The sequence below is a fragment of the Enterobacter sp. 2VL genome (assembly GCF_005503595.1).
In the GTDB taxonomy this organism is placed as follows: Bacteria; Pseudomonadota; Gammaproteobacteria; order Enterobacterales; family Enterobacteriaceae; genus Enterobacter; species Enterobacter cancerogenus.
In genome coordinates this window covers 601,428-625,674 of record NZ_SCNE01000002.1, presented here as the reverse complement: position 1 = coordinate 625,674, position 24,247 = coordinate 601,428, and the positions used below count along the sequence as shown (strand labels likewise).

Here is a 24,247-nt window from a genome sequence, read left to right as displayed (position 1 = left end):
ACATTTCCGCTACAATTGACCCCTATTCAAATGGTTAAGAGGCGTGAATGAGTCAGGCGAAAACCGGCATCCTGCTTGCCAATCTTGGCACTCCAGAAGCACCCACTCCGGACGCGGTAAAGCGTTACCTGCGCCAATTTTTAAGCGACACGCGCGTCGTGGATACCCCAAGACTGCTGTGGTGGCCGCTGCTGCGTGGTGTCATTCTGCCGATTCGTTCCCCGCGCGTGGCAAAGCTGTACCAGTCCGTCTGGATGGAAGAAGGCTCGCCGCTGATGGTCTACAGCCGTCGTCAGGAGAAGGCCCTGGCCGCCCGTCTGCCCGATATGCCCGTTGAGCTGGGGATGAGCTACGGCAAACCCTCCCTGAAAAGCGCCGTCGATGCGCTGCTGGCCCAGGGCGTTGAGCACATTGTGGTGCTGGCCCTCTATCCGCAATACTCCTGTTCCACGGTGGCTGCCGTCTGGGATGAGCTGGCGCGCATCCTGGCAACCCGCCGTCGCATTCCGGGCGTGACCTTTATTCGCGACTACGCTGATAACGAACTGTACATCAAGGCGCTTGCCAGCAGCGCGCGCGCGTCGTTTGAAAAACATGGCGAGCCGGACCTGCTGTTGCTCTCCTATCACGGCATTCCCCAGCGTTTTGCCAACGAAGGGGACGACTACCCGCAGCGTTGCCGCGATACCACGCGCGAGCTGGTTTCTGCGCTCGGCCTGCCGCCCGAGAAGGTGATGATGACCTTCCAGTCGCGCTTTGGCCGCGAGCCGTGGCTGACGCCGTACACCGACGAAACCCTCAAAATGCTTGGCGAGAAAGGCGTGAAGCATATTCAGGTGATGTCGCCGGGCTTTGCGGCGGACTGCCTGGAAACGCTCGAGGAAATTGCGGTACAAAACCGCGAATTCTTCCTTGAAGCCGGGGGGACAAAGTACGAGTACATTCCGGCACTTAACGACTCGCCGGAACACATCGAGATGATGGCCTCGCTGGTGACTCAAAGCCGCTGATCGCGCTGAAGGCCGGGTTTGTGCTACCATTCCCGGCCCATAATCCTTGCACAGTTCAGACCATGAAATTTCCCGGTAAACGTAAATCCAAACACTACTTTCCCGTCAACGCCCGCGATCCGCTTTTGCAGCAAATTCAGCCGGAAACCGAGACCAGCGCAGCCTGGGTGGTCGGTATCGATCAGACGCTGGTGGACATCGAAGCCAAAGTGGATGATGCGTTTGTCGCGCGTTACGGTCTGAGCGCCGGACACTCGCTGGTCATCGAAGATGACGTCGCCGAGGCGCTGTACCAGGAGCTGGTGCGTGAAAACCTCATCACCCACCAGTTCGCCGGGGGCACCATCGGCAACACCATGCACAACTACTCCGTGCTGGCCGACGACCGCTCGGTGCTGCTGGGCGTGATGTGCAGCAACATCGAAATCGGCGGCTACGCCTACCGCTACCTGTGCAACACCTCCAGCCGTACCGATCTGAACTATCTGCAGGGCGTCGACGGGCCGATTGGCCGCTGCTTCACGCTGATTAGCGACTCCGGCGAGCGTACGTTCGCCATCAGCCCGGGGCACATGAACAAGCTGCGCGCGGAGAGCATCCCGGAAGCAGTGATTGCGGGCGCGTCTGCGCTGGTGCTTACCTCCTATCTGGTGCGCTGCAAACCCGGTGAGCCTATGCCGGAAGCGACCATGAAGGCGATCGAGTATGCCAAAAAATACAACGTGCCGGTTGTCCTGACGCTGGGCACGAAATTTGTGATTGCCGATAATCCGCAGTGGTGGCAGACGTTCCTGAAAGAGCACGTCTCGATTCTGGCGATGAACGAAGAAGAGGCCGAAGCGCTGACCGGCGAAAGCGATCCGCTGCTGGCGTCGGATAAAGCGCTGGACTGGGTGGATCTGGTGCTCTGTACCGCCGGGCCGGTTGGGCTGTATATGGCGGGCTTTACGGAAGAAGAGAGTAAGCGTAAAACCCAGCATCCGCTGCTGCCGGGCGCGATTGCCGAGTTCAACCAGTACGAGTTTAGCCGCGCGATGCGTCACAAAGACTGCGTTAACCCGCTGCGTATTTTCTCCCACATCGCGCCGTATATGGGCGGACCGGAGAAAATCATGAACACCAACGGCGCGGGCGACGGTGCGCTGGCGGCGCTGCTCCACGACATTACCGCCAATGCCTACCATAAAACCAACGTGCCGAACTCCAGCAAGCACAAGTTCAGCTGGCTGACCTATTCGTCGCTGGCGCAGGTGTGTAAGTACGCGAACCGCGTGAGTTATCAGGTGCTCAACCAGCACTCCCCGCGCTTAACGCGTGGCCTGCCGGAACGGGAAGATAGCCTCGAAGAGGCGTACTGGGATCGTTGATTGCTAAAAGAAACCCCCGGTGGCGCTACGCTTACCGGGGCTACCTGTAGGCCTGCTAAGCGTAGCGCCACCAGGCTTTTTTAACCCGTCACCGCCTCTTCAATCGGCGGTTTCTCCAGCAGCGTGAACATCGTATTGGCAATCTCACGCTCGCCCATCACCACCTGATTAGCCCCGCGCTCGGTAATGTAATCCACTTCGTCGTCATAGTGGGCGCGCGCGATTATCTCGATGTTCGGGCATTTTTCACGGGCGGTGGCGACAATCTCACCTGCTTCATAGCCGTTAGGAATGGTCAGCAGCAGCCAGCGGGCGCAGTCCAGATGCGCCAGGTTCATGATCTCTTCATTGGCTGCATTGCCCAGCACGGCGCGGATGCCGCGCTCGCGCAGCTCATCAACCCGCGTGCGCGAGGTTTCAATCACCACCAGCGGAATGCCCTGAGCCATCAGCTTCTCGCCGAGCAGGCTGCCGACGCGGCCAAAGCCGACCAGCAGGGCATGGTTACAAATATCCACCGGGATCTGCTTCTCTTCTTCCGTGGCCTCTTCGAACGTCTGTTCTTCCAGCGTTTCGGTTTTCTCGAGGTATTTTTCGAGCAGCGCGAACAGCACCGGGTTGAGCATTATCGAGAGGATGGCCCCGGCCAGCACCAGATTTTGCCCGGCCTGCGGCAGCAGATTCAGCGCCATGCCAAGGCCGGCAAGAATAAAGGCGAACTCACCGATCTGCGCCAGGCTGGCGGCGATGGTCAGCGCCGTACGCGGCGAGTGGCCAAACATCCGTACCAGGAAGAAGGCAGCAACCGACTTGCCGAAGATGATAATCGCCAGGGTGCCGAGGACGGCCAGCGGCTGGTCAATCAGGATCAGCGGGTCAAACAGCATCCCGACGGAGACAAAGAACAGCACCGCAAACGCGTCGCGCAGCGGCAGCGTGTCATGCGCCGCGCGGTGGCTCAGCTCGGATTCGTTCAGCACCATGCCGGCGAAGAACGCGCCCAGCGCAAAGGAGACGTCGAACAATTCGACGGCACCAAAGGCAATCCCCAGCGCCAGCGCGAGCACGGAGAGGGTAAACAGCTCGCGAGACCCGGTTGCGGCGCTGCGGGACATGATCCACGGCACCAGACGGCGGCCCACGACCATCATGATGGCGATAAACGCCACAACCTTACCGATGGTAATACTCATATCCAGCGCCAGCGAGGCGAAGCCGACGTTATCTTTTTCCATCATTCCGGCGACGGCAGGCAGCAGGACCAGTGTCAGGACCATCACCAGATCTTCCACAATCAGCCAGCCAATGGCGATCTGCCCGCGCTGGCTGTCTATCAACTGCCTCTCTTCAAGCGCGCGCAGCAGCACCACGGTACTGGCGGTTGAGAGACACAGTCCGAATACAATGCCGGTCATCAACGACCAGCCAAGTACTGCCGAAAGCGCCATCCCCAGCAGCGTCGCCACCCCTATCTGGGCGATCGCTCCCGGTATGGCGATAGACTTTACCGCCATGAGATCTTTCAGTGAGAAGTGCAATCCCACGCCGAACATCAGCAAAATCACGCCCAATTCCGCCAGTTCAGGTGCCAGTTTGGTATCCGCCACAAAACCCGGCGTAAAGGGTCCCGCCAGCACACCCGCCAATAAATAACCTACAAGAGGAGAAATACGAAGTTTGTTGGCAATCATGCCAAGGATAAAAGCGAGCACAAGTCCACCTACAATGGTGGTGATAAGCGGTGTGGCGTGGTGCATTCCGTCTCCTTTCGTCGTGGGTGTTCCATTTCTGGCGTAAATACCAAAAAGCCGAGTAATAGTTTATGACAATTTTCGCGCTTATGTTTATGAATAATTGTTGAAATTTGAATAAAACAGCAATAAGCGTGAAAAAAAGCAGATTTTGATAAATTCGCCGGGGGGAGCAGGAGGGAAGCCTTACAACATCAGGAAGTGTGGCCGCCAAAGTTTAACTTTGGCGGCCGATAAACTACGCTTTGTGACGATTGTCAGGCAGGAATATGGTCAACATCCCCAGAAGTGGGAGGAAAGCACAGATTTTATAGACCAGGAAGATGCTGGTATGGTCCGCAACCATCCCCAGCACCGCAGCACCCAGGCCGCCCATACCGAAAGCGAAACCGAAAAACAGCCCGGAAACCATACCGATACGCCCCGGTAACAGCTCCTGTGCGTAGACCAAAATCGCCGAGAAGGCCGATGCGAGGATAAAACCAATGATAACGGTTAAAATCCCGGTCCATTCCAGGCTTGCGTACGGTAAAACAAGCGTAAAGGGCGCAACGCCGAGGATAGAGCCCCAAATCACATATTTACGCCCGATTTTATCGCCAACAGGCCCGCCAATTACCGTGCCGGCAGCCACCGCAAACAGGAAGGCAAAGAGGTGGAACTGGGCGTTTTGTACCGATAATCCGAATTTTTGCATCAGATAAAAGGTGTAATAGCTGCTGATGCTCGCCATATAGAAATATTTGGAGAATATCAGCACCAGAAGCACTGATACGGCCAGGATGACCTTATTGCGCGGCAGAGGGTTAACCACTTTCGCGACGGGCTTGCCCTTGTTCACGCGATGCTGAGCGGCATACCAGCGGCTGATCTGCGCCAGCACAACGATCGCCAGCAGCGCGGCGAGCACAAACCACGCCACGTTACCTTTACCGTAAGGGGCGATGATCACCGCGGCCAGCAGCGGGCCTAGAGAGCTACCAAAGTTTCCGCCGACCTGGAACAGCGACTGCGCCAGCCCGTGACGGCCGCCAGAGGCCATACGCGCCACGCGGGACGATTCCGGGTGGAAGACCGACGAGCCGGTACCCACCAGCGCTGCGGCTATCAGCACCGCCTCGAAGCTGCCCGCCATCGCCAGCAATACCAGCCCGCTTAACGTAAAGCACATGCCAATCGGCAGTGACCACGGCATCGGGTACTTATCCGTCCAGTAGCCCACCACCGGTTGCAGCAGCGACGAGGCCAACTGGAAGGTGAGGGTGATCATCCCGATCTGCACGAAGGTTAATGAGAACTCAGACTGCAACAGCGGATAGATCGCCAGAATCAACGACTGGATCATGTCGTTGAGCAGATGAGAAAGACTGATTGCGCCTAATACTTTAAAAGAGGTGCGCGAGGCTGGCGGCGACGCCGGAGCGCCCGTCGCGGGCTGGGTTGATTCACTGATTGCCATAAATACCACGTCGTTTTGTTATTAGAAATGCAGGGTGTAATTATTATCCGACTAACATACCCGTCCCCGACATTTGAAGAAAGTCGCAATTCTGAAAACATATTTGTCTATTCTGATTACTCATTGTAATTTTTGCGTTTGTCTATGGGTCAGGGAGAGAGAAGATGAAGTTTATTAAACGTGGCGTCGCGCTGGCGCTGCTTGCCGCGTGGGGCATGGCAAGCCTGCCCGCGCAGGCGTACGAACAAGACAAAACCTATAAAATTACCATCCTGCATACTAACGATCATCACGGCCATTTCTGGCGCAGTGAATACGGTGAATATGGCCTGTCTGCGCAAAAAACGCTGGTGGATGGCATTCGTAAAGAGGTGGCGGCTGAAGGCGGAAGCGTGCTTCTGCTGTCGGGCGGGGATATTAATACCGGCGTGCCGGAGTCGGATTTACAGGATGCCGAACCCGATTTCCGCGGCATGAATTTAATCGGTTACGACGCGATGGCCGTCGGTAACCATGAGTTTGATAATCCGCTGACCGTGCTGCGCCAGCAGGAAAAATGGGCGAAATTCCCGTTCCTCTCCGCCAATATTTACCAGAAAAGTACCGGCGAACGTCTGTTTAAACCCTGGGCGCTGTTCAAGCGTCAGGGTCTTAACATCGCGGTGATTGGCTTAACGACAGACGATACGGCGAAAATCGGCAATCCTGAATTCTTTACCGATATTGAATTCCGCAAACCGACAGACGAAGCGAAGCTGGTGATCCAGGAGCTGCAGCAGAACGAGAAGCCGGATGTGATCATCGCCACGACCCATATGGGCCACTACGACAACGGCGAGCACGGTTCCAATGCACCGGGCGACGTCGAGATGGCGCGCAGCCTGCCCGCCGGCTCGCTGGCAATGATTGTGGGCGGTCACTCACAGGACCCGGTGTGCATGGCATCAGAGAACAAAAAACAGGTGGATTACGTGCCCGGCACGCCGTGCGCGCCAGACCGTCAGAACGGCATCTGGATTGTCCAGGCGCATGAGTGGGGCAAATATGTGGGCCGCGCGGACTTTGAATTCCGCAACGGCGAGATGAAGCTGGTGCACTACCAGCTGATCCCGGTCAACCTGAAGAAGAAAGTGACCTACCCGGACGGGAAGAGCGAGCGCGTGCTCTACACCCCGGAAATCCCGGAAAACCAGCAGATGCTCTCCCTGCTGACGCCGTTCCAGAGCAAGGGCAAAGCGCAGCTGGACGTCAAGATCGGCACCCTCAACGGTCGCCTGGAAGGGGATCGCAGTAAGGTCCGCTTCGTGCAGACCAACATGGGCCATCTGGTGCTGGCAGCGCAAATTGCGCGGACCGGGGCAGACTTTGGCGTGATGAGCGGCGGGGGCATTCGTGACTCTATCGAGGGCGGCAATATCACCTATAAAGACGTGCTGAAGGTTCAGCCGTTTGGCAACATCGTGGTCTATGTCGATATGAGCGGCAAAGAGGTGACAGACTACCTGACCGCCGTGGCGCAAATGAAACCGGACTCTGGCGCCTATCCGCAGTTTGCCAACGTTAGCTTTGTGGCGAAAGACGGCAAGCTTAACGATCTCAAAATCAAAGGCGAGCCGGTCGACCCTGCTAAAACCTACCGTATGGCGACGTTAAGCTTTAACGCCACCGGCGGCGACGGCTATCCGCATATCGATAACAAACCCGGCTATGTGAACACTGGCTTTATCGATGCGGAAGTGTTGAAGCAGTTTATAGAGCAGAATTCACCGATTGACGTGAACGCGTACGAGCCGAAAGGCGAGGTAAGCTGGCAGTAGTTGAGATGTGTTGCCCGGTGGCGCTGCGCTTACCGGGCCTACGGGTGCAAATGTAGGCCGGGTAAGGCGCAGCCGCCACCCGGCTTTTTTTTACTCCCTGCGCGCAATATCCGCAAACTTCGCGTCGAGCATTTTTGCCAGATCGCTCGCGGCCAGTTCAATATCCAGCCCGCGCTTGCCGCCTGAAATGTAGATGGTGTCAAATTCCTGCGAAGGGGCATCGATCAGCGTGGGGAGGCGTTTTTTCTGCCCGAGCGGGCTGATCCCGCCGACCAGATAGCCGGTGGTGCGTTGCGCAACCATCGGGTCCGCCATATCAACCTTTTTGGCCCCCAGCGCTTTGGCGACTTTTTTGAGATCCAGCTGACCGGCCACCGGCGTCACCGCCACGGCGAGGTGCTTCATGTCGCCATTCATCGCGACCAGCAGCGTTTTGTAAACCTGGTCCGCGTTCAGCCCCAGTTTACGCACCACTTCATCACCAAAATTGGTTTCGTTCGGATCGTGATCGTAAGTATGGATCCGGAAAGTAATCTTGTTTTTTTCGAGTAATTTAACGGCGGGAGTCATAGCTATCCTTCTCACATCAGACATTTCATGCTGGCAGCATACGCCTGACGGTTGTCTAAAAAATAGCACCATCTTGCGCAATAGTGTTGGCAGTGATGGTCACTTTGAGCGACAATCGGCTCAACCGAAGGTCTCCTTCGGCATAATAAAAACGATGAAATTCCTCTTTGACGGGCCAATAGAGATATTGGCCATTTTTTTTATTTCAGCAGCGACGGCAAGTTTCCCTCACCGTATAAATGCAGCGCGCCGACCGCGACGACGTATCGCCCGGCGGGCAGCGCATGCAGCCTTTCGCGCCATGCCTGGTTACGCGCATTCATCAGCACATCGTACAACGACTCGCTGAAGGTCGAGGGCAGCGCCAGCGTGCTGTCCGCAGGCAGGGCATTAAGCCACCAGCCTATCATCGTTTGCAGCAGACGGGCGTTAGTGTGCCAGTGGGTCAGGGTATCATCCAGCAGCATCAGGCCATCATCGGGAAGCTGGCGAAGCAGGGCGATCTGGCTGTCCGTACCTTCCAGCTCGATAATGGCGAGACGGCGCGCGCGGGCCGCGTTCAACAGCTGATAATCGATGCCGTAATCCCCGCGCAAACCGAGACGCTGCGCCTGGGTAGCCTGAAGCACCATGGCAATTTGCCACAGCGGCAGCGTATCCAGCATCGTCAGCGACACGCCGGTTTCATTTGCGATACGCTCCAGTTCCGCCAGCTGCGTCGCATTCAGTCGCGCAGCCAGAGGGGTATCGCTTTCCAGCCCGGCAAACGGCGACTCCTGACCTGAGATATCCGCCTCAACGACCAGCGCGTCGGCATTTTTCAGCAGTTTAAGCAGGCCGGAAGGCAGGGGAGACATATCCTGCGTGCCCATATGAATACTGCCAACCAGGTGCAACAGTTGGCCGCCCGGGAGGGCAATATCCATACCGGGCCAGGCATAACGGCGGGGAAACAGGGCGCGAAACGATGCTTTTATACGATGAATCAGACTCATACGCGCTCCATGAATGGAAAGGTTCATGCTAGCGCGTACGAGTACAAGGTTCAATCCTTCGGTGTAAAACGCAGCAGCCGGTTGGCGTTGCTCACCACGGTGATGGAAGAGAGCGCCATGGCGGCCCCCGCCACGACCGGGTTCAGCAGCGTGCCGGTCAGCGGCCACAAAATCCCGGCGGCAATCGGAATGCCGAACGCGTTGTAGATAAACGCCCCGAGCAGGTTCTGCTTCATGTTGCGCAACGTGGCTTTTGATATCGCCAGCGCGTCCGCAACGCCGGTCAGGCTGTGACGCATCAGCGTAATTGCCGCCGTCTCAATGGCGACATCGCTCCCGCCGCCCATCGCAATGCCCACTTCCGCCTGCGCCAGCGCCGGGGCGTCGTTAATGCCGTCGCCGACCATCGCCACCTGACGACCCTGCGCTTGCAGCGCCTTGATAGCGTCGGCTTTGCCGTCCGGTAGCACGCCCGCAATTACCTCATCAATACCCGCCTCTTTGGCGATCGCATTGGCGGTTGTGGGGTTATCGCCGGTCAGCATCACCAGGCGATAGCCCGCGCGATGCAGGCGCTGGAGGGCTTCTACGCTGTCCGGACGCAGCGGATCGCGAACGGCAAACAGCGCCGCCGCTTTGCCATCCACCGCCAGCAGTACCGGAGTGGCCCCCTGAGATGCCTGCGCGTTCAGTTCACTCTCAAGCGCGGAGGTATCCACGCCGTTTTCATTCAGCAGGGCCTGATTACCCAGCAGCAGCGCGTGCCCCTCGGCTTCACCGCTCACGCCCAGCCCGCGCAGGGTGCGGAATTGACTGACGTCAGGCAGCGCGGCGCTTTCCGCCTTATCCAGAATGGCGCGGGCCAGCGGGTGGCTGGAGCCTTGCTCCAGCGCGGCGGCCAGGCGCAGCGCGTCTGTCTGGGCGAGTCCAGGGGTATGGACCGCCACCACCTGCGGTTTGCCCTCGGTCAGCGTCCCGGTCTTATCGAACACCAGGGTGTCGAGGGTGCTGGCGCGCTGCAGCGCATCGGCGTCACGCACCAGCACGCCAAATTCGGCGGCGCGGCCTACGCCGGAGATAATCGACATCGGCGTTGCCAGGCCCAGCGCGCAAGGGCAGGCGATGATCAGCACCGTGGTGGCGATGGTCAGGGTGTAAACAATCTGCGGAGCCGGGCCAAAGAGGTACCAGATGGCCCCGCTCAGCAGGGCGATACAGACCACCACCGGGACAAAAATGGCGGAGATTTTATCGGCAAGCTGCCCTATTTCAGGCTTGCTGCTCTGCGCCTGCCGTACCAGCCGAATAATGCGCGACAGCGTAGTGTGGTTGCCGACCGCACGGGCGCTGAACAATACGCTACCGTCCTGGACAACCGTCCCGGCGTGCACGACATCGCCCTGTGATTTTTGCTGCGGGATGGGTTCGCCGGTCAGCATGGCTTCATCCAGCCAGGCTTCTCCCTGTACGATCTCACCGTCGACGGGAACGCTATCGCCCGTAGTCAGGCGCAGCGTCATGCCGGGCTGCACCTCCGCCAGCGGTACGCTCCGTTCGCCGTCGTCGGTTACCACGCGTGCCGTCGGCGGGGTTAAATCAAGGAGTCGCTCCAGCGCTTTCGAGGAGCGCTGACGCGCGCGGGCTTCGAGCATATGGCCTAAGTTGATCAGGCCGATGATCATCGCGCTCGCTTCGTAGTAAAGGTGCCGGGCCTCCATCGGGAACCACTGCGGCCAGAGGTTAACGCTCATCGAGTAGAGCCACGCCGCGCCGGTGCCGAGCGCGACCAGCGTATCCATTGTTGCCGTACGGTTTTTCAGGCTTTTCCAGGCGCTGGAATAGAAGTGGCCGCCCGCAAAAACCATCACCGCCAGCGTGACCAGACCAATCACCAGCCATAGCGTACGGTTGTCGTCGGTGACCATCATGTTGTCGCCGAGCATGCCCCACACCATCACCGGAATACCGACCATCAGGGCGACAATCGCCTGCCAGCGGAAGCGTTTCATGGTGGCGATGGCGGTTTCCTGCTGGCGTTCGCGGCGTTCGGCATCGTCTTCGATCGCCTCTGCGCCGTAGCCCGCTTTTTCAACCGCCTGCACTAATTCTGCGGCGGAGGCACTGCCCATAACCAACGCAGTCCGCTCCGCAAGGTTTACCCGTGCCTGCGCAACGCCCGGTACGGCCTGTAAGGCATTTTGTACCCGGGAGACGCAGCTGGCGCAGCTCATGCCGTTGATCAGCAACTGCTGGCTGTCATCAACGTCATCCGCTACCGGAAGCTCAGGAGAGACCGCTGTCAGTGCTTCCGACGGGGTTGATGACTCTGTCAGCGGTTTAGCCTTTGGGTGGCTCAGCTCCGCCCCGTAACCGGCCTGTTTAATGGTGTCGATGAGCGCGTCGGCGCTGGCGCTGCCGATCACGGCTGCATGGTCGATGGTCACGTCAGCACTTTCCACATCAGGGCGCTGCTCCAGACTTTCTTTAACGCGTTTGACGCAGTGGCCGCAGGAGAGACCGTCCAGCGTCAGGTCGATTGTTTGTGACATACCCAGACTCCTTTTACCTCAGTGAATTGATTAACTGTCGTAAAGGTTAAACCTTCCAGCAACTGGAAGGTCAAGGTGTTTTGCAAAATGGATTAACGATCGAGCACGATCAGGGGAGAATTGTCGTCCTGCGGGGTGGTTACCGTCAGTTCAGCACGGTAGAGTCGGGTCAGCTGGCCCTGCGTCAACACAGTCTCTGGCGTGCCGTTGCCCACGACCTTGCCTGCCTCCAGCAGCAGGATTCTGTCCGCATAGCGTGAGGCCAGGTTTAAATCATGCAGCACGCAGCAGACGCTAAACTGCCGTTCGCGAACCAAAATACGCAACAGCCGGAATAACTGCTGCTGGTGGTGAATATCCAGCGCGGAGGTCGGTTCATCAAGGAACAGCCATTTTGGCGTGGGGTCAGGCTCCCAAAGTTGAACCAGCAGGCGCGCAAGCTGAACGCGCTGCTGTTCGCCGCCTGAAAGATGCCGGTAATCCCGCGAAGCGAGGGTCTCGCAACCGCAAAGTGTCATAATACGTTCCGTCTCATCGCGCGCATGACGTGCGCGGTGCGGATGTCGCCCCATTCGGATCACTTCCTGTACGCTAAAGGGAAACGCCATCTGGCTGTTTTGCCGCATTACGGCCCGGATTTTGGCCAGCTCGGCCGTCGGCCAGGCATGGATCGATTTGCCAAACAGCAGACACTCGCCCGCATCGGGTTTCAGGTAGCCGGTCAGTTGGCGCAGCAATGTCGATTTTCCCGCGCCGTTCGGTCCGAGGATCGCCACAATTTCGTTACCCGGAAGGGTAAACGAGACGTTATCCGTCAGCTTACGTCCCCGGATGCTATAGCTCAGCTCGCGTGCTTCAATCACATCACTCTCCTTGCGCGCAAAATCAGCCACAGAAAATAGGGGCCGCCAGTCAGGCTGGTGAGCAGGCCAACCGGCATTTCAGCAGGTTGAACCAGGGTACGCGCCAGCGTATCCGCGACCAGCAACAGGCACGCCCCGGCGAGCGTTGCGCAGGGAAGCAGCCAGCGATGGTCCGCGCCGATAGTCATACGCACAAGATGCGGGATCGCCAGGCCGATGAAGCCGATCACGCCGCTGACCGAGACCGCCGTCCCCACCAGTACCGAACTGAGCAACAGGAGCTGCTGGCGTTTGCGCCTGACGTGAATACCCAGGTAGTGCGCCTCTTCATCCCCCAGTTGCAGCAGGTTTAGTGTATTTGCCAGCCACAGCGTGCCGATAATCGTCGGCAGAATGACGCTCGACGCCACCGCCAGCGTCGACCACTGCGCCTGACCAAGACTGCCCATCATCCACAGCGTGAGTTGACGCAACTGTTGCTCATCCCCCACATAGCTCAGCACGCCAATAGTCGCCCCACAGAGCGCGTTGATGGCGATCCCCGCCAGTAACAATTGCATCATCCCGCCGTGGGTGTGGCGCAGGCCGATCAGAAAAATGACCGCGCAGACGACCAGGCTCCCGGCGATGGCGAAAATCATCTGCTCATAGAGCATCAACACGGCGGGCAAGGTGAGGGGGAAGACGACGGCGATGCCAACGAAAAGCGCCGAGCCACTGCTGACGCCGAGCAGGCCGGGGTCAGCCATCGGATTACGAAATAATCCCTGCATTAATACGCCTGACGCCGCCAGCGCACCGCCTACAACCACCGCCAGCAGCACGCGCGGCAAGCGGATATTGAGCCAGATATCGCGATACATTTCGTCCGCCAGGGACGATAAACCAATCTTCATCGCCCCCTGACTGGCGGCAACCAGCGTGAGCGCAACCAGCGTAAACGCCAGCCCGATACAGACGCTCAGCGATGAAAGTGAATCCTTCAAGTCACCCTTCTCCTTAAACGTGCGGCAGCCAGCGCTGCCGCGTGTGACATCACGCGGGCTTAAGACCCGGTTCAACGAGGCTATAAACCTGTTTATTAAGTGTGGGTTGCCCGGCAAGCTCGGCCACATGCGCGGCCACGTCGGCACGCATCACCAGACCATGCACTTCAACGCCCTGTGTGCGTTCCGCTTTGCCCGTTGGTGCGCCGTTAAGGAGGCCGCCTGGCCGGATAATGGCAAAATCCAGCGTGCTGGTCTGAAGCCAGCTCTCGGCCAGCGATTTTTCGCGCACCGCCTGACCAAACGCCGCTTTCGCTCGTTCAGACAACCAGGTCCAGCTGTCACCACAGCCCAGTGATGTCACCAGAATCATGCGGGTCATGCCGGTACCTTCAGCGGTATCGATAATCGTCCGGTTTGCCAGATATTCCGCCTGCCCGCCAAGGGTGGAGATGACCTGAGCGTGCTTTCCCGCCAGGGTACAAACTTCCTTCACGCGGTCCACATCACAGGCGTCACCGATAACAACCTGAACGCCTTGCTCCCGCAGACGCTCTGCGGCCTGCGGGTTGCGCACCAGCGCATATACTGGCCGCTGCTGTTGCAGCGCGATGTCTGCTGTCAGCGCACCGACGCCCGTACCACCCGCGCCAAAAATCAGCCATGGAGTCATACCGTTTCCTCATTAAGCGTTTGACCCAGGGCGCGAAACGCCTCCACCTGCGCTGTTAACAGCTGGCGATGGTCGTCGCGCCCCAGGAAAATTTTAAACATCGCGCTGCCTGCGGCATTAAAGAACAGAATCGAGGCGGTATCCATGGCCATAAATTTGCGTTCAACCAGCGCAATGTGTGTGCAGTTTTCCGCTTTGATATGGCCCGTCATCCCCTTTTTGCCGCGCAGGTTGAAGTAACCGTGGCGATGGAAACCGGAAGGCAGTTCGCCTGTAAATTCCAGAATCACGTCGGCGGTATGGACCAGCGTGGTCACATTTCCCCACTGGCATACGCTGTCCCACACCGCGTCGAATTTATCGCCGCTCACAAGTGTATGTGACGGCAGGTTTTCCACCACCTCCAGCAGCGTGACGCCATATTGCGATGCAATAGCTTCTAACGTGCCGTCCGGCTCGGTTTTCATGAATTCACGTAAAGAGACATGGCTCATGGACTACTCCTTTTATGGTTATTTCGCCACGGCGTGTGGCGTATTGAGTTGCTGAATCAGTTCCTGAAGGGACTGTAAAATATTGCTCGCCCAAAAACGGCCCTCACGGGTTAACCGAATGCAGTCCGAGGCATCCTTGACCAGCCCCGCCCGATGCCACTGCGCCAGCAGCGGGGCCAGTTCCTGCGCGCGCGGGGTAAGTTCACTCAGCGGGATGCGGGCGGTTTCGACGCCCGCCTGCAGAATGTGGCGCCACTGAAAACTGTGCTCTTGTGTACGCATCATCATCATGAGTGGTTTTTGCCCCGCGGCGATCGACGCATGCCAGGCCGTGAGGTTGCGCTCAACCATCCACGACCAGCCGTTAACCGACCCGCCTGCGCCTGACCCTAGCGCCAGGCAGTCTGCTCCTTGCTTAATGAGAAGATTGTAAAGATTGCGCTCGCGCGTGGTCCGCGCCCAATGGCTGTTGCTGATACAGCGCCAGCCCGCGCGGTCCATGAATTCGTAGCCCTGCAGATAGAGATCGCGTCGCTCTGTGGGCGAGGGGATGGTGACGCGTTCGGCGGCCACGGCCTTGCCGAGCGGGGTTTGTGGCAGCAGATTCAATGCGTACAGATCGACGCCGTCGAGGCCGATATCCCGCGCGATGGTGAGATCCTGTTCCCAAAGCCCGGCGTTTTGTCCGGGCAGACCAAACAGCAGATCGCACACCACCGCTGCGCGATCGCGGCGGATCAGCCCTTCCATAAAGGCTCTTGCTGTTGGGCCATCGGAGGTGCGGGCCATTTTTTTGCGGATTTGGCTGTTGAACGACTGAATGCCGATTGAAAAGCGGTTAGCTCCCGCGTCAAGACAGGCGTCAATGCGATTGTCATCGAAATTCAATACCCGACCTTCGACGGTAATTTCGCAGTCGGGAGCCAGCGGCAGTCGCTCGCGCAGCGCGGTGATAATACGGCCAAGGTCGCGCGCGGAGAGAGCAGAGGGCGTGCCGCCGCCGAAATAGACCGCGTGTACAGGCGCTGATTGATGCAACGCGCTGTCGGCCTCCATTGCAATTTCCTGCAACAGCGCGTCGGTGTAAGCAGCGCAACGGTCCTCTTCGAAACGGTTCTGGTAGAACCCGCAGAAGGTGCAGTGAGTGGCACAAAACGGGATATGCAAATACAAAAGCCGTTTGCGCGCGGGCATCTGCTGGCTGAGCAACGCCTGCCAGGTGGACTGCAGTTCTTCGCTGGCGACCGGTACCGCGCCGCGCCACGGCATAGTGGCATGACGATCGCGAAAGGGCTGCCCGCCTTCCTGCGCAAAATGCGGGGTGAGATCGAGTGGAGTTGAATTCATGACGACGTAAGATCCTTGTTACTTAAGCTGCTGATGCAGGGTTTCAACCGCGTCGGCAATGCGCGGACCCATACCCAGGATCAGCGCCTGGTCGAGGGTAATAATGCGCTGGTTTTTCCACGCGGCGGTGCGGGTGAGCCCCGCAACCGTGCTCAGGCGCTGGAGATCGCCCTGAACCATTTCGCGCGTGACGATAATGACGTCCGGATTGGCAGCGAGAAGGGCTTCCGCGCTGTAGCCTTTGTACTGCTGGTGGGTTGCCACGTTCTGCGCGCCTGCCAGTGTCAGAATGGCGTCGGCTACGCTGCCTTTTCCCGCAACCTGCGGCGCGCTGCCGCCAGCAGAGAGAATAAACATGGCGCGTACCGGCGATTTGCCCGCATTTTCCTGCCTGACCTTATCCAGCCTCTGGCGAAGGTTTGCGATCAGGGCGTGGCTTTTTTCCTCCGCGCCAAGGATATGCCCCAGCGTCTGGATATTGGCAAACATTTGCTCCAGTGTGGCGGGCACGCGTGGAAGCGTCACGACGTTGATTTTTTGCGCGCGAAGCTGCTCCAGCACCACGGCAGGGCCTGCGTCCTGCCAGGTCATAAAGGTGTCCGGATGCAGTGACAAGATGCCTTCGCTGCTAAGCTGCTTCCAGTAGCCAATGTGCGCCAGGCGGGCCGTCTGTGGCGGCCAGGAAGTCGTTTCATCCACCCCGACCACGCGATCGCCCGCCCCCAGGGCATAGATCATTTCCGTGAGCGACCCGCCGGCTACCACGATGCGGTCGCTGGTGTGGCCGACGGCGGTCACGCAGAGCAGCAGAAGTCCCGTGAGCGTTTTTTTCATCATCAGAATTTCCACGCAAAGCCAACGGCGGCGTTAAAGCCCGCAGCAGGGATGGACTCATGTGCGGTTTGATAGCGTTTATTGGTCAGGTTATTCAGCGCAAGGTTGATCAGGTACTGATCCTGCGGGCCAAACTCGGTGTTAAAGGCCAGGTTCAGTGTCGCCCAGCCGGGATAACGGGTATGGGTCTCGCTGGTGTTATCCGTGGCGCGCGAGGCGGCACGCACGAAGAGATCTGTCATGATGTTCAGGTTGTTGAACAAATGTGCGTGCTTCACGCCGACGCGGCCGTTGACCGTTGGCTCCCCGGTATCCCAGGTTTTAAGGGTGCTGCCTTCATACTGACGTCGCAGAATATTGCCGCTCAGATAAGGCGAAACAGCCCAGCCGTTGTACTCGGCGCTCAGTTCCATCCCCCACGTTTTCGCCCGGTCGACGTTATCGTAGAAGTAATACCCCGTGCGTGAGCTATTGCTGTTGCCGTTGCAAATGCGCTGACCGGAGCAGGCGACGGATGCGATGTAGTCCTTCGCTTCGGAGTAGTACACCGCGCCGTCTACGACCCACAGATTGCCGTTATAACGCGCGCCAATCTCGTAGTTGTTGGAATGTTCAGCCTTAAGATCAGGATTGCCATAGTTCACACCGCCGCCCGCTGATGTCTGCATAAAGAGCTGGCTCAGCGTCGGGAAGACGTATCCCTGGGCAAAGGCCATACGCAGCTCCAGATTATCGAATCCGGAATAACGCAGGCTGGTGGAGGTGACCAGTTCGTTATCACGGGTGCTGTCATGACCAGGCGAGGAGGTGGTTGTGCCCGTCAGCGAACTGGTGGTGGTTTCGTCGCTCCCCGTAAGCTTCGATGAAAGCCAGTACTGGCGCGCGCCCAGCGTCCAGGTCCAGTTATCGGCAAATGCCCAGTCGTTCTGGGCAAATACGGACCAGTTGGTTTGCTCCGAGCGGTTATGGGAAAGCGTGTTTTTACTGTAGTTCACCGCCGACGGGAAGCCGGTAGTGCTGGAGGCGTCGGTTGCGCTCCGGGAGGTTTGTTTTACCGTATCGCGCTGATACTGTGCGCCCAGCACCAGATTATTATTCGACGGCAGGCTGAAGTTAGACTGCAGCGTCAGGCCCTGAGTCTCCTGTTTATCTTCCGAACGCGTCTGATTTGCCACGCGCAGGTTACCGATCATCGGGCTGCCAGTGGGGGTGTTAACGGCGACGCTATTTTCAAATTTTCGTTTAATATTTTGCGTGTAGGCATCGACGTGCAGCGTTTTCAGGTACTCTCCCGCAACGTCAAAATCATAGAACAGGCCAATTTTTTCGCGCTTTAACTCGGGGATCCTGACGCTGAAATCTTCATAGGTTGGATCGTCGTACCACGTCTGTGTACTGAGATCGTAACGATCGACTGACAGGCCAAACTTGTGACGATCGACGGTATATCCCAGCCACACGCCCTGGCTGTTATTGCGAAAATGGGTATTTGGCAGGCGGCCATCCGGTGTATCACGGTTGCCCTGATCGGAGTAGCTTCCGTTGATGCGATAGTCGAACTGCCCGATGCTGCCCCAGGCGGCGGCAGACTCATCCCAGCCAGCGGTTGCCGAGTTGTAAGTGGCTTTTACCACGCCGCCCAGCGGCCTATCGCCCCCTTTTTTGGTGATAAAATTCACCACTCCGCCAATGGCCTGCGAGCCATACAGAACGGAGTAGGGACCTTTAACCACTTCTATACGCTCTAACGCAGATTCATCGATCAGCAGACCCGCGCCGTAGTTTTGCCCGGCGCGTTGATAGGTGACTTCCTGCCCATCAATCAGGATCAACACGCGGGACGATGCTTCGCCACGAATACGGATTTGCTTGCGCCCGGCCAGTGCGTTATCGGTCACCTCCACGCCGGGAATATCCTGCAAATCGTCGGCAATTGAGGTGCTGGTGGATCTCTCCAGCGTTTCACGGTCAATAACCTGAATCGTCGCCGGGCTTTTCCATAAGCTACTTTCTGAACGGTTAGCGGTGACAACCAGGGTATCGTCGTGTGTTTTATTCTGTGCTGTGGGTGAAGAGGCTGCCGTGGCAGTACCCGCCATCAAAAATGAAATTGCGGAGAGCATCACGCGCTCCTGGCAAGTTCTTCGCATCATAAACTTGAACCTTAATTTTAATGATAATTAATATCGTTCGCATTTATATAAAAGAGACGCGCCTTCGTCCACCGGCGAAGATGTAAAGCCAATGCATCTTTGATTTGAGTCAATTCGTCACGTGCGGTAAACACCAAATTGTGACGAGCATCACAGACGGAAGTCACACAAGAGAATACTAGCCATTTGAATCATATGAGATATATCTTCTAATGCGGTGCGTATGCCAGAAAGAGATGGGTTATTGCCCGGCCAGGCTTACAATATCAGAAGGCCGATGACTGAAAACACCAACAGCCGGAGGGGAAAATGAATATCAGTGATGTGGCGAAAAAAACCGGATTAACCAGCAAAGCGATCCGTTTTTACGAAGAGAAAGGGCTGGTGACGCCGCCGCTGCGCAGCGAGAATGGCTATCGCAGCTACACCCAGCGGCACCTTGACGAGCTGACGCTACTGCGACAGGCAAGGCAGGTAGGATTTAACCTTGAAGAGTGCGGCGAGCTGGTGAACCTGTTTAACGATCCGAAACGCCACAGCGCCGACGTCAAAAAACGCACGCTGGAAAAAGTGGCGGAGATCGAACGGCATATTGTTGAGCTGCAGACGATGCGTGAACAGCTGCTGCAGCTGGCGAATGCCTGCCCGGGAGATGACAGCGCCGACTGCCCGATTATCGACAATCTTTCCGGCTGCTGTCATCGCAAGGTGCATAGCTAGCAGGCCCTGACCCGCAGCGTTATCCCTTCTACTGCCATGACCTCTACCTGCGTTCCGGCAGTGAGGTCTTCATCGGCCACGACCGGCCACGAGCTGTCACCCACGCGCATGTGGCCGCGGCCATTCACCAGGGTGGTATCGAGCGTAAAACGCCTGCCGACGATCTGCTGCCCGCGCTGGTTGAGATGAGCATCCGCGGGTTTTTGCTCGCTCACCCGTTTGTTAAGCCAGCGCCACCACAGCCACGCGGCAACGAGAGTCAGAACCGCGAACAAGACGCCTTGTCCTTCCCAGCCAAACGGCAGCAGCCAGACGACAAGCCCGGTGATCACGGCAGCGATGCCGCTCCAGAGCAGATAACCGTTGCCCCCCAGCATCTCGGCGGCGAGCAATAAGCCCCCAAGGCTAAGCCAGAAGGCATGAGGATGGGCGACGATAAGCTCAATCATCTTTTACGCTCGTTTCCGCTGTCTTTGATCAGTTCGGTGATACCTGCGATAGAGCCCATCAGGCTGGTGGCATCCAGCGGCATCATCACCACCTTGCTGTTGTTCGCCGAGCCAATCTCTTTCAGCGCGTCCGTGTATTTCTGCGCAACGAAGTAGTTCACCGCCTGAATATCCCCGGCGGCAATCGCCTCGGATACCATTTGCGTCGCACGGGCTTCTGCTTCTGCCGAACGCTCACGCGCCTCGGCCTGCAAAAATGCCGACTGACGCTCGCCCTCGGCTTTCAGGATCTGCGACTGCTTTTCCCCTTCCGCTTTTAGGATTTCTGCCTGACGTACGCCTTCAGCTTCCAGGATATAGGCGCGCTTGGTACGTTCCGCTTTCATCTGGGCGTTCATGGAGGAAATCAGTTCTGCCGGAGGGCGAACGTCGCGGATCTCAATACGGGTGACTTTGATCCCCCACGGATTGGTCGCTTCATCGACAATGTGCAGAAGGCGGGTGTTGATGCTGTCACGCTGGGAGAGCATCTCATCCAGTTCCATCGAACCCAGCACGGTACGGATGTTGGTCATCGTCAGGTTGACGATAGCCAGTTCCAGGTTGCTGACTTCGTACGCCGCTTTTGGCGCATCGATCACCTGAATAAAGCAGACCGCATCGATGGTGACGTTGGCGTTGTCCTTGGAGATGACCTCCTGGGACGGAATATCCAGCACCTGTTCCATCATGTTGATCTTACGACCGATTCTGTCCATGAAAGGCACGATAAGGCTCAAACCTGGCGTCAGCGTATTGGTGTAGCGGCCAAAGCGCTCGACCGTCCACTGATAGCCCTGCGGGACAATTTTGACGCCAGCGCCGACGATGACCAGCGCAACGAAGATAAGAACTGGAATTACGATGAGCATTAAAACCTCCTGTTTTACATGCCAAAAAAAATGAAAAAAAACGCGTGTGTAGTATTCGTCAGTATATCGGCTATCGGATATAAAATCGCCTCTTTAAAGAGGTTGTTTACAGACTGGAAAAAGGAAAACGCCCCGCCGGATGGCAGGGCGCGAGAGGTCAGTTGGCGGGATGGGTATAGGTAAAATCGGCGATGAAACCGTCGCCCTCATCGGCAATGGCTTTAGAAAGCCCCTGATAGTAATTTTCAAGCCCCAGGGCTTCGATTTGCTGGATTTGCTCGCGGATAGGGGCGCAGAACAGGACCGCGTTCCCCGCTTCAACTCGCTTGTTGTTTGGTGGGAGGTCGCCTGTTATGGCTTTAAACCACGTTCTGATCCCTTGCTTTAAGTTCTGCGGGGCTTTGGCGAGATTTTCGCTGTCGGTCAGTACCTGCAGGGTCGGAAATTCATTGGCATAGACCGCGCGCTTCATGCGTTCAAAAAACTGGCTAAAAAGCTCGAATGAGTTGAGATCGGTCACGCGCGGCTTGGTGGTTTTGCCGTTTTTATTGCCCGGTTTTCGCGGCGATGTTACCGACGCCGGGTTCGCATTCACTTTTTCAAGATCAAGGCCAAACAGCAGATTGCAGTGCGCACGACGCTCTTTAAGCGGGTAGGACAGCAAAACATCAATAAACTGGGTGGCTTTTACCTTCGCGAGATTATGGTTAATCAGCCACTGTGTGCGGGAATACTCAGCCGGAGAGACGAACCAGTCCGGTATTTCGCTAAAGCGTTTCGATTTTCCCTTACTGTCAAATTCGATAAAGTGCGCGCCATCGTCGAAGGCAAAATAACAATTTTTAAAGCTGCCAATCGTGGTGTTCACGATCAGCGCCTTCTTAACAAAATCGACGACCTCTGCACCGATGACAAAACTCGTGAGTTCTGAAGAATTGATGACTTCCATTAATGTTTCAACATCAGGAACGCCTGGCTTCAGGGAAGAGAACTCATAAAAGATATGTGTCATGCCGCATACTTCCTATAGTTATAAGAGTGTCAATTTGTATGCTAAAAAGTTTAACACCGCGCAGTGGCATAGGCTATTAGCAGCGCGTGCGTGAACCTTTTAGCGATCACAAATGGAAGATATACGTTACTTTTTAATGTCAACATGTCAAATATGATTGACATTTTACTGACTAATGAAGGGTTGAATGCGTAAGGGTGGGGCAAGGGAGAGCGTAGTGTGCCTGACGCAACCCGCCAGGCTGCGGGTAATAAAGACCAGAACCGCGAACAGCGTTCATTTCATTGTGAGGTGCTAATTAATAAGAAAAAATTAACAGGCCGCTTTTAAGACGGCCCGCTGGATTAAATGAGATTAAAAATCGCCAGAAATACCCGCGCCTGCCATCCAGCCGCTGTCGAAGGAGCTTGATGCCTGCATGTTTACCGCAACGTGGCTGGTAACCCCTTTCTGGATCCCTGCTGCCAGCGCCGCCCCATCGCCGTTAGCGGTGCCGGTTGAGAGCGCCCATGCGTTATCTGAGTGATAGTGGAGGCTGGACATCGCCGCGGCGTTATTCAGGCCACGTTTCAGTTCGTCCCGGGTGTCATCAATCTCTCTCGCGTTGCGATCGATAGCCTTGCTGTTGCTCTCGATGCGCTGGCTGTTGTTCTCGATGCGCTGCGAGTTATCCGCAACCTGACGGTTATTGCTCTGGGCAACATAGTAATTGTTCACCTGATTGATCTCGGTGACGGTACCGGCAGAACCGTTTGCCTTCGCTGAAGGCTCTGTGGTCGTTGTCGTTTTCGTCGTGTTATCAATGTAAGTGACGCTACTGGTGCGAGGCGTTTGCGGATTGATCAGGGTGCTTTTTGGCAGGCCTGTCGTTGTAGTCAATACCGGGGTTTTAGCGATCAGCGTTGTAGAGGTAGACGTTCCGGTGTGAGGAAGCGGTGGTGTTTTTTGAGCAGGCAGCACGGGCTGAGGGGTTTTCTGCGACACAGACTCGACTGTCAGCACCGGGGCATTCTTCGGCTGCGGGATCGCCTGCGGCGTTGCCTGAGGAATAGCCTGCGGCACGGCCTGAACTTTCAGCACAGGGGCTTTCATCGGCTGCGGGATCGCCTGCGGCGTTGCCTGAGGAACAGCCTGCGGCACGGCCTGAACTTTTAGCACGGGGGCTTTCATCGGCTGCGGGATCGCCTGCGGCGTTGCCTGAGGAACAGCCTGCGGCACGGCCTGGACTTTCAGCACGGGGGCTTTCATCGGCTGCGGGATGGCCTGCGGCGTTGCCTGAGGAACAGCCTGCGGCACGGCCTGAACTTTCAGCACAGGGGCTTTCATCGGCTGCGGGATGGCCTGCGGCGTTGCCTGAGGAACAGCCTGCGGCACGGCCTGAACTTTCAGCACAGGGGCTTTCAACGGCTGCGGGATCGCCTGCGGAATGGCCTGAGGAACAGCCTGCGGCACGGCCTGAACTTTCAGCACAGGGGCTTTCATCGGCTGCGGGATCGCCTGCGGAATGGCCTGAGGAACAGCCTGCGGCACGGCCTGGACTTTCAGCAAAGGGGCTTTCATCGGCTTCGGGATCGCCTGTGGCGTTGCCTGAGGAATAGGCTGTGGCACGGCGTGGGATGTCGGAACGGCATCAGGGGTTGCCGTTTTTAATGCCAGACGCGCGGCGTCCAGCTGTGTTCTGCCGAATTTGTCCTCAAGGCGTGCAGCCTTGATCCGATCAATGGCATCGCTGTGTGCCTGAACGGCTGCTGTGGCCTCAGGGGAATAAACGCCGTATTGAGAAAATGCGGCATACATGGCCTGGCCGGTAACTCTCTCGGTCTGCAACGCCGTGCTATACGATTTTCTTGCGAGATGGGAGAATTGTGCAGCGCCCTGCAGATTGGTCGCGGCTTGCTCAGTACTGATGGCTAATGCCGCCGGCGCAACAAAGCACATCGCCATGCCAGAGGCCAGCATCTTAACGGTGGTTCTCATTTTTCACTTCCTGACTATCATCATTAGGCGTCATTTCACACGTAAAGTTATCGATGACTTCGTTGTGTGAGTAATAACAGTTTATTTAGGGATTAATTAAGGTTTGCATAGTCTTTGATTTGACTTTTGTGTGGCTGATTCTAGATTGTGTCTATGTGTTATTTTTTGACTTAAATCATTAAAAAGTGTTTGTTAAGTGACCGTTTACACTGCTGGTTTTTGCGATGCAGCGCGCGCTTTCGAACGAAATTTGCCATTTTTGTGATCGGAAGTGGGCTGTCATAACTGCAGGTATGCGCAGATACAGGTG

Annotated in this window: 20 protein-coding genes; 4 read left to right on the top strand and 16 right to left on the bottom strand. The window is 57.1% G+C overall.

The window, feature by feature from the left end:
* The first annotated feature begins 47 nt into the window (after positions 1 to 47).
* Together hemH and FFS28_RS07355 are read left to right on the top strand one after the other, a co-directional pair.
* Positions 48 to 1,010 carry a ferrochelatase gene (gene hemH, locus FFS28_RS07360; RefSeq protein ID WP_006176953.1) on the top strand — a complete coding sequence of 321 codons (963 nt, stop codon included), beginning with the start codon at positions 48 to 50 and terminating at the stop codon, positions 1,008 to 1,010.
* Between the two features lie 62 nt (positions 1,011 to 1,072).
* A complete protein-coding gene (locus FFS28_RS07355; RefSeq protein ID WP_006176954.1) occupies positions 1,073 to 2,377 on the top strand; it encodes an inosine/guanosine kinase in 1,305 nt (434 codons plus the stop codon).
* Between the two features lie 80 nt (positions 2,378 to 2,457).
* Here the strand turns inward: FFS28_RS07355 and ybaL are convergent, their stop codons facing one another.
* Together ybaL and FFS28_RS07345 are read right to left on the bottom strand one after the other, a co-directional pair.
* Positions 2,458 to 4,134: a YbaL family putative K(+) efflux transporter gene (gene ybaL, locus FFS28_RS07350; protein ID WP_006176955.1), complete on the bottom strand. Its 1,677-nt coding sequence runs from the start codon at positions 4,132 to 4,134 to the stop codon at positions 2,458 to 2,460.
* Between the two features lie 232 nt (positions 4,135 to 4,366).
* On the bottom strand, positions 4,367 to 5,587 hold the full coding sequence (locus tag FFS28_RS07345) for an MFS transporter (RefSeq protein WP_006176956.1): 1,221 nt from the start codon (positions 5,585 to 5,587) through the stop codon (positions 4,367 to 4,369).
* A 164-nt stretch (positions 5,588 to 5,751) separates the two neighbouring features.
* Between FFS28_RS07345 and ushA the strand changes: the two genes are divergently transcribed.
* Positions 5,752 to 7,404, top strand: a complete 1,653-nt coding sequence (ushA, locus tag FFS28_RS07340; protein WP_137849185.1) for a bifunctional UDP-sugar hydrolase/5'-nucleotidase UshA — start codon at positions 5,752 to 5,754, stop codon at positions 7,402 to 7,404.
* A gap of 90 nt (positions 7,405 to 7,494) precedes the next feature.
* Here ushA and ybaK read toward each other — a convergent pair whose 3' ends face one another.
* The 10 genes from ybaK to FFS28_RS07285 form a co-directional block, all read right to left on the bottom strand.
* Positions 7,495 to 7,974 carry a Cys-tRNA(Pro)/Cys-tRNA(Cys) deacylase YbaK gene (gene ybaK, locus FFS28_RS07330; protein ID WP_058609274.1) on the bottom strand — a complete coding sequence of 160 codons (480 nt, stop codon included), beginning with the start codon at positions 7,972 to 7,974 and terminating at the stop codon, positions 7,495 to 7,497.
* A 200-nt stretch (positions 7,975 to 8,174) separates the two neighbouring features.
* Positions 8,175 to 8,969: a TraB/GumN family protein gene (locus FFS28_RS07325; RefSeq protein ID WP_137849184.1), complete on the bottom strand. Its 795-nt coding sequence runs from the start codon at positions 8,967 to 8,969 to the stop codon at positions 8,175 to 8,177.
* A gap of 50 nt (positions 8,970 to 9,019) precedes the next feature.
* Positions 9,020 to 11,518, bottom strand: a complete 2,499-nt coding sequence (gene copA / locus FFS28_RS07320) for a copper-exporting P-type ATPase CopA (protein ID WP_137849183.1) — start codon at positions 11,516 to 11,518, stop codon at positions 9,020 to 9,022.
* Between the two features lie 92 nt (positions 11,519 to 11,610).
* Positions 11,611 to 12,381, bottom strand: a complete 771-nt coding sequence (locus FFS28_RS07315) for a heme ABC transporter ATP-binding protein (RefSeq protein ID WP_137849182.1) — start codon at positions 12,379 to 12,381, stop codon at positions 11,611 to 11,613.
* Positions 12,378 to 13,367: a FecCD family ABC transporter permease gene (locus FFS28_RS07310; RefSeq protein WP_249357429.1), complete on the bottom strand. Its 990-nt coding sequence runs from the start codon at positions 13,365 to 13,367 to the stop codon at positions 12,378 to 12,380. Before FFS28_RS07310 ends, FFS28_RS07315 begins: the two co-directional genes overlap by 4 nt.
* A gap of 49 nt (positions 13,368 to 13,416) precedes the next feature.
* Entirely contained in the window at positions 13,417 to 14,040 is a 624-nt protein-coding gene (locus FFS28_RS07305) for an SDR family oxidoreductase (protein WP_137849181.1), read from the bottom strand.
* Positions 14,037 to 14,534 (bottom strand): heme utilization cystosolic carrier protein HutX, encoded by a 498-nt coding sequence (gene hutX, locus FFS28_RS07300; RefSeq protein ID WP_137849180.1) that lies wholly within the window; start codon positions 14,532 to 14,534, stop codon positions 14,037 to 14,039. Before hutX ends, FFS28_RS07305 begins: the two co-directional genes overlap by 4 nt.
* An 18-nt stretch (positions 14,535 to 14,552) precedes the next feature.
* Positions 14,553 to 15,881 (bottom strand): heme anaerobic degradation radical SAM methyltransferase ChuW/HutW, encoded by a 1,329-nt coding sequence (gene hutW, locus FFS28_RS07295; RefSeq protein WP_137849179.1) that lies wholly within the window; start codon positions 15,879 to 15,881, stop codon positions 14,553 to 14,555.
* Positions 15,882 to 15,899: 18 nt separating this feature from the next.
* A complete protein-coding gene (locus tag FFS28_RS07290) occupies positions 15,900 to 16,715 on the bottom strand; it encodes a heme/hemin ABC transporter substrate-binding protein (protein WP_137849268.1) in 816 nt (271 codons plus the stop codon).
* A gap of 2 nt (positions 16,716 to 16,717) precedes the next feature.
* On the bottom strand, positions 16,718 to 18,868 hold the full coding sequence (locus FFS28_RS07285; RefSeq protein WP_212743969.1) for a TonB-dependent receptor plug domain-containing protein: 2,151 nt from the start codon (positions 18,866 to 18,868) through the stop codon (positions 16,718 to 16,720).
* A 309-nt stretch (positions 18,869 to 19,177) separates the two neighbouring features.
* On the opposite strand from FFS28_RS07285, the gene cueR reads away from it, so the two are divergent.
* Positions 19,178 to 19,588, top strand: coding sequence for a Cu(I)-responsive transcriptional regulator (gene cueR, locus FFS28_RS07280; RefSeq protein WP_006176961.1), 411 nt, complete (start codon positions 19,178 to 19,180; stop codon positions 19,586 to 19,588).
* Here cueR and FFS28_RS07275 read toward each other — a convergent pair.
* From FFS28_RS07275 to FFS28_RS07260, 4 genes are all read right to left on the bottom strand, one after another.
* Positions 19,585 to 20,037, bottom strand: coding sequence for an NfeD family protein (locus tag FFS28_RS07275; RefSeq protein WP_137849178.1), 453 nt, complete (start codon positions 20,035 to 20,037; stop codon positions 19,585 to 19,587). The two genes, cueR and FFS28_RS07275, sit on opposite strands and share 4 nt — an antisense overlap.
* Positions 20,034 to 20,948, bottom strand: a complete 915-nt coding sequence (locus FFS28_RS07270) for an SPFH domain-containing protein (RefSeq protein WP_006176963.1) — start codon at positions 20,946 to 20,948, stop codon at positions 20,034 to 20,036. The genes FFS28_RS07275 and FFS28_RS07270 overlap by 4 nt, the downstream gene beginning before the upstream one ends.
* Before the next feature lie 157 nt (positions 20,949 to 21,105).
* Positions 21,106 to 21,960 carry a hypothetical protein gene (locus tag FFS28_RS07265; RefSeq protein WP_137849177.1) on the bottom strand — a complete coding sequence of 285 codons (855 nt, stop codon included), beginning with the start codon at positions 21,958 to 21,960 and terminating at the stop codon, positions 21,106 to 21,108.
* Positions 21,961 to 22,314: 354 nt separating this feature from the next.
* Entirely contained in the window at positions 22,315 to 23,937 is a 1,623-nt protein-coding gene (locus tag FFS28_RS07260; protein WP_137849176.1) for a hypothetical protein, read from the bottom strand.
* Positions 23,938 to 24,247: the final 310 nt, after the last annotated feature.

Excerpts from the sequence above, each read along its gene's own strand:
- hemH (WP_006176953.1), top strand. The coding sequence starts at position 48 with ATGAGTCAGGCGAAAACCGGCATCCTGCTTGCCAATCTTGGCACTCCA.
- FFS28_RS07355 (WP_006176954.1), top strand. The coding sequence starts at position 1,073 with ATGAAATTTCCCGGTAAACGTAAATCCAAACACTACTTTCCCGTCAAC.
- ybaL (WP_006176955.1), bottom strand. The coding sequence starts at position 4,134 with ATGCACCACGCCACACCGCTTATCACCACCATTGTAGGTGGACTTGTG.
- FFS28_RS07345 (WP_006176956.1), bottom strand. The coding sequence starts at position 5,587 with ATGGCAATCAGTGAATCAACCCAGCCCGCGACGGGCGCTCCGGCGTCG.
- ushA (WP_137849185.1), top strand. The coding sequence starts at position 5,752 with ATGAAGTTTATTAAACGTGGCGTCGCGCTGGCGCTGCTTGCCGCGTGG.
- ybaK (WP_058609274.1), bottom strand. The coding sequence starts at position 7,974 with ATGACTCCCGCCGTTAAATTACTCGAAAAAAACAAGATTACTTTCCGG.
- FFS28_RS07325 (WP_137849184.1), bottom strand. The coding sequence starts at position 8,969 with ATGAGTCTGATTCATCGTATAAAAGCATCGTTTCGCGCCCTGTTTCCC.
- copA (WP_137849183.1), bottom strand. The coding sequence starts at position 11,518 with ATGTCACAAACAATCGACCTGACGCTGGACGGTCTCTCCTGCGGCCAC.
- FFS28_RS07305 (WP_137849181.1), bottom strand. The coding sequence starts at position 14,040 with ATGACTCCATGGCTGATTTTTGGCGCGGGTGGTACGGGCGTCGGTGCG.
- hutX (WP_137849180.1), bottom strand. The coding sequence starts at position 14,534 with ATGAGCCATGTCTCTTTACGTGAATTCATGAAAACCGAGCCGGACGGC.
- hutW (WP_137849179.1), bottom strand. The coding sequence starts at position 15,881 with ATGAATTCAACTCCACTCGATCTCACCCCGCATTTTGCGCAGGAAGGC.
- FFS28_RS07290 (WP_137849268.1), bottom strand. The coding sequence starts at position 16,715 with ATGAAAAAAACGCTCACGGGACTTCTGCTGCTCTGCGTGACCGCCGTC.
- FFS28_RS07285 (WP_212743969.1), bottom strand. The coding sequence starts at position 18,868 with ATGATGCGAAGAACTTGCCAGGAGCGCGTGATGCTCTCCGCAATTTCA.
- cueR (WP_006176961.1), top strand. The coding sequence starts at position 19,178 with ATGAATATCAGTGATGTGGCGAAAAAAACCGGATTAACCAGCAAAGCG.
- FFS28_RS07275 (WP_137849178.1), bottom strand. The coding sequence starts at position 20,037 with ATGATTGAGCTTATCGTCGCCCATCCTCATGCCTTCTGGCTTAGCCTT.
- FFS28_RS07270 (WP_006176963.1), bottom strand. The coding sequence starts at position 20,948 with ATGCTCATCGTAATTCCAGTTCTTATCTTCGTTGCGCTGGTCATCGTC.
- FFS28_RS07265 (WP_137849177.1), bottom strand. The coding sequence starts at position 21,960 with ATGACACATATCTTTTATGAGTTCTCTTCCCTGAAGCCAGGCGTTCCT.
- FFS28_RS07260 (WP_137849176.1), bottom strand. The coding sequence starts at position 23,937 with ATGAGAACCACCGTTAAGATGCTGGCCTCTGGCATGGCGATGTGCTTT.